Genomic DNA, 4,578 nt, shown 5'->3' with positions numbered 1-4,578 from the left:
TGATGGTCTGCATGTTTTTGCCAGTTGAGGATCGTCATCGCAGTGTCAGCGGAATCTCTGTCTTGACCAGGCATCATGTGCTGACAGTGCTTGCAGATTCTGGGTGACGTCACTGACGAACGCCTAGGACAATGACGTGCAGACCGGTATGGTGCCCGCCTTGTTTTTGCAGGTCAGGCCGGTGATACAAGGCGGATGACCGCCTTGGCGAAGACATAGCCTTCCCGACGCAGCCAAGCGACTGCCTGGCTTGTCTTGGTGGAGAGGGACCTACGGGTGCCCGAGAACTGTCCGTATGACTTCATCCGTTCGGCGGTCCGGAGAGTCCTCGGGAAGCTACTTTGACGGTATGCCTGCCGCTGTCACGGTCCCGCTCGGAAGCTGTTTCGGGGGCCTCACCACGATCTCGGTACCGATCAGCACCCGGGGGTCCAGGGGAGGGAAACCGCGTCGTCGGGTGAGGTGCAGATGCGTCTGTGGCAGCATTCTGGAGGTGACCGTGGACAACCTCCGGTCGGGCCACACGACCTCGTGCGGTTGCTCGGTCAGCGAGGCACCGACCCAGGCAGGGACCTTGGCTGCGGGAGCCCGGTTCGGCCGATGGTCCATCGCGAGCGCCCCGATCTGGGAGCCGATTCCTGGGCGGCCTTACGCTCAGCGGGCTCTCTACGACTGTCTTTGCGACTGCGGAACGAAGCGCAGGCTGCGTGAGCACAACATCCTTCACCGCTCCCGCTCCTGTGGCTGCGCACGGGCCGAGAGCATCGCTGCGCTTACTGGCACCAAGCGCAGCGGTAACTACCGCACCGTGCAGATCAAGGTCGGCACGCGATTCCAGCGCTGGACCACTCTGGAACCGCCCTGCCTGGCAGAACGCAGCAATGGGAGCCGTTACTCCGTCGTCAATTGCATGTGTGACTGCGGCCAGACACGGATTGTGACCGCCAACAATCTCCTCAACGGGACCTCGGGCTCCTGTGGTTGCCTCCAGCGCGACATCATGTCCGAGATGCTGACCACCCATGGTGCGACGGCTGCCATACGCGAACGAGCCTTGGAGAAGACCGGAACCGCGATGTCTACCAAGGATGCCGACAGCATCCGCCTCTACACGATCTGGGCGGGGATGAAGGACCGATGCGGCCGACCAGCACATCCCGCCTGGCACCGCTACGGAGGCCGTGGCATCACTGTCTGCGAGCGATGGCGCAACGACTTCCAGACCTTCCGGGCATGGGCACTGGACCATGGTTACGCCGACGGTCTCGAATGTGACCGCATCGACCCAGACGCCGGCTACAGCCCCGAGAACTGCCGTTGGATCACCAAGCGGGCGAACATCGAGCACATGCGCAAGTCGTGGGATGACGACCTGGATCAGCGCTTGATCGCAGAGGCGAAGCGCCGAGGGATCGGCCCCTACGACCTCATTGCGGAGGCTGTTCGAGCCCACCTCACGTGACGCGGGAGGACTCTCGGGAAGACTACTGCTGCGTGTTTGCAGGACACAGGACCGCCTGCCAGGGTGGATCGTCAGGCGGCCTGGCTCACTCAACGAGCTGACGCTTGCCTGTCGCGCCGAACTGGTCGACCACCAGGAAGCTCGTGCCCAGTTCGTTTAGGGTGAGCTCCAGGCGCCAGAACGCGACTTCGCCGTCGTCAGTGTATGGCCGCAGTCCGGGAAGCCGACGTTCCCTCCACTCGCTGTACTCCTCCGAATAGAACGTCATCTCGCTGTCCCAGATGCGACATTCGTTGTCGTACTGGTCCCAGTCGGCGTTGTCGTAGGTCTCCTCGTGGAGGTCGACCTTTGCCCAGGCGAACAGCCCCGGCACGACATCGGCGTAGCTGGACAACCCGAGCATGATGGGCCAGCGGGCGAGTTCGGTTGGGGACTGTCCGTCCTCGTTGTCGACACCCAAGACGATCTCGCCTCGCCCCGAGATCTTGTTGACCCATTCTTCGATGTCGATGACGAGGCGCGCACCGGCGGCGAGTCGCTCCATCCAAGGCCGAGCCAGTTGCAGGTCGCGGATACGCAGCACGTAGGGGTCGGCGTCGGCGGCGGCACGCAGCGCCTGGGCGGAGTTGCCATTCAGGACCTGTTCCTGGGGGACGAGCAGCTTCCAGCCACCTCGGCTGCTCCGTTGCAAGGTTTCCCTGCTCACGAACTGCCAGTAGCAGACCTTCGTCTCCGGTTTGTACAGCACCACCACGACCGGCAGCGAGTGGTTGAGCCAGTATTGAACGTGCTCGGCATCGGGCCGGAACCACCAGCCATCAGGCGTGGCCTCCCTGAAGAAGCTCGCCCCGCTCTTGATCTGCAGAGCGAGTAGTCGGCCCAGTACCTCGTCCTCGTCCACGATCTCGACGTGAGCGTCGATTCCGTAGTCCTCGGTCGGCTGCTCCCGGAACAGCCACCTCAGCTCGTCCTCGACAGCGAGCTGAGTGTGGGTGACCCCTTGGCTTCCGGCCTTGGCGGTTGGCATTCGGCGCATCATGACCGTCATTCTTCATCAGGGATGGGAAAGCCGCGCCGCCGGCGCGGCGCCCGGCCCCAAGACACCCCAATGCTACGGCCGCTGAGCCCATTTGTGCTTGGCCAGGACTGAAGCCGCGCCGCTGGCCGACTTCAGGAAGTCGATCTCCGTCACCTTCTCGGCAAGCTCCACAACCAACCCGGCTGCCGTTGCGGTCGCCCTGGCAAGCGCCGTGCTCGCGCCCTTGTACTGACGGTTGTAGTACAGAGCTGCGCCGAGACCGAGTAGACCCATGCCCGTTCCGACCACCGCAGCCAGGCTCCGGACATCGGAAGCCCCGGGCATGGACATAGGGCCGTCTCCGGCAGCCGCAATCTCAGACTCACGGACGGCGTGCCCGCTCTCGCGCCCGTGCCGTCGAAGCTCGTCAAGGTCACTGCCCTGGTAGGAGCAGGAGCCGCAGTAAAAGGTGGTCACCGGCAGAACCTCCCACCCGCCCGGGAACGGCCAGCACGATTCGGACAAACCGATGCCGCGGCGAGCCGCCGCTACCCCACAGCCAAGCTGGGATACTGGCCGCTCTTTCGACAGAGGTCACCGCTGCCCCTTGAGCGATTGCGCGCCGAGCGATGGTGACCAGCGTTCGCGAGGAACAAGTGCTCGGCACTGAGGCAGACTCTCGGCACGGCCGGATCGACTTCTGAGGTCGGCTGGCCGCGATGTCGAGCGCCGTGGGACAGGAGGTGAGAAGCACTCCGGTTCAGGACGCATGGATCTCGTAGAGGTGTATCGCGTATCCTCTCAGCCCGTGCTCTGTCGTGCACTGACCGTATCGGGGTGGCAAGAGCAGAGTAAGAGATCGGAGGCCGTCCGGAGCCCGGACAGCATTGCTTCCTGGAAGATCCGCCGTGGGGATGGGGAGTGGTCGGTGCATCAGGAACTGGGTCAGGGGCTGCTGTTCGGAGAAGCCTACGGCCGGGTCACGGTCGCTGTGGAGGGCGTCCCTCCAGGACTGCGTGCGGTTACCATCCCGGTTCGGAGGGACGGACAGGGACATCTGCCTCGCAACCGGCGCGGGCGGCTGAGGGTGCACGAGGTAGACCTGGTCCCTACCGAACCGGTCCCCCTGTTCGATCCTCCGGCCGGTATGACTGACACGGACCTCTTGTGGGTGCTGGGCGCAGGACGGCGGGAATGGCCGTCGATTGTCAGGCGCTTCGGCTCGGAGGCCGCACAGGTCGCGGCTGATCTGACTCGCTGTGGCGCTGTTGTTCCACGGCATGAGGTCGACGAACTGCTCTCCCTGGGCGTGCCGTTGCGCTGGCGGCTGTCCGAGTCATGGGCCCAGCAAGCATCAGAGCGCAGTGCGGAACTGCGTGGTGACCGTGAACCGCAGCGCGCCCGTGCCACCCTGCTCGCGCTGATGGAGCCGGTGGAACAACTCACCGGTGAACGTGAACTGCTGACCCGAGTCGTACCCGAAGCAGGATTGGTGGTGCCCAACGCCAGCCGCACCGGCACCCGGGCGTGGTCGGTGTACGACGCCGCTGTCCGCACCGCTGCCACGTGGTGGGACCTGCGCACACAGGGCGAGACCGAGATCTCCCTCAAACAGCTCGCTGCAACGGCACTGAACGACTCCAAGGGGTGGACGCCCCAACAGCAGGCAGCCTTCGCGAACCTGATCGGAACGGAGTTCGAGGACGCGGTACGCGAGGAGGACACCGACCTCAGGGTGAAGGGACCGCTGTCGTGGCGGATCGGGGACGTCGCCGCTGACGCCCGCATCGCTCAGCCCTGGGTGGGCGTCCCCTCCCAAGGACTGCGTCTGGTCGGGGAAGCCGTCTGCGACGCCCGAGGGGTCCTGGTGATCGAGAACTCCGACACCTTCGGGCAGGTATGCCGGCGGCTCCCCGAGCTGACCTCGCGCTGGCTGTGCGTGTGGGGAAGCGGCTACGCCCGCGACCAACTAGTGGCACTGCTGGACTGGCTCGCACCGCGACCCATCGCCGCCTGGTGCGACCTGGACGCCGACGGCATCGCGATCGTCGACAACCTCGCCCGTAGGCTTGGCACACCCGTGCACGCGGTCGCCATG

Annotated in this window: 4 protein-coding genes; 2 read left to right on the top strand and 2 right to left on the bottom strand. The window is 64.9% G+C overall.

What is annotated here, in order from left to right; genetic code table 11:
• Positions 1-808: 808 nt before the first annotated feature.
• Positions 809-1,462, top strand: coding sequence for a hypothetical protein (locus ABZY91_RS41420; RefSeq protein ID WP_355409348.1), 654 nt, complete (start codon positions 809-811; stop codon positions 1,460-1,462).
• Between the two features lie 85 nt (positions 1,463-1,547).
• On the opposite strand, the gene ABZY91_RS41415 is transcribed toward ABZY91_RS41420, so the two are convergent.
• Positions 1,548-2,489: a DUF4365 domain-containing protein gene (locus ABZY91_RS41415; protein WP_355409346.1), complete on the bottom strand. Its 942-nt coding sequence runs from the start codon at positions 2,487-2,489 to the stop codon at positions 1,548-1,550.
• 84 nt (positions 2,490-2,573) lie between these two features.
• Complete coding sequence (locus ABZY91_RS41410; protein WP_355409344.1) at positions 2,574-2,957, bottom strand: hypothetical protein; 384 nt, start codon at positions 2,955-2,957, stop codon at positions 2,574-2,576.
• Between the two features lie 670 nt (positions 2,958-3,627).
• On the opposite strand from ABZY91_RS41410, the gene ABZY91_RS41405 reads away from it, so the two are divergent.
• A partial coding sequence (locus tag ABZY91_RS41405) for a Wadjet anti-phage system protein JetD domain-containing protein (protein ID WP_355409342.1) occupies positions 3,628-4,578 on the top strand: 951 nt, incomplete at its 3' end.

This window comes from Kitasatospora sp. NPDC002965, from assembly GCF_040611255.1.
Taxonomy (GTDB): domain Bacteria; phylum Actinomycetota; class Actinomycetes; order Streptomycetales; family Streptomycetaceae; genus Kitasatospora.
The sequence above is the reverse complement of the archived record's forward strand: the minus strand, read 5'-3'. Positions and strand labels throughout refer to the sequence as shown.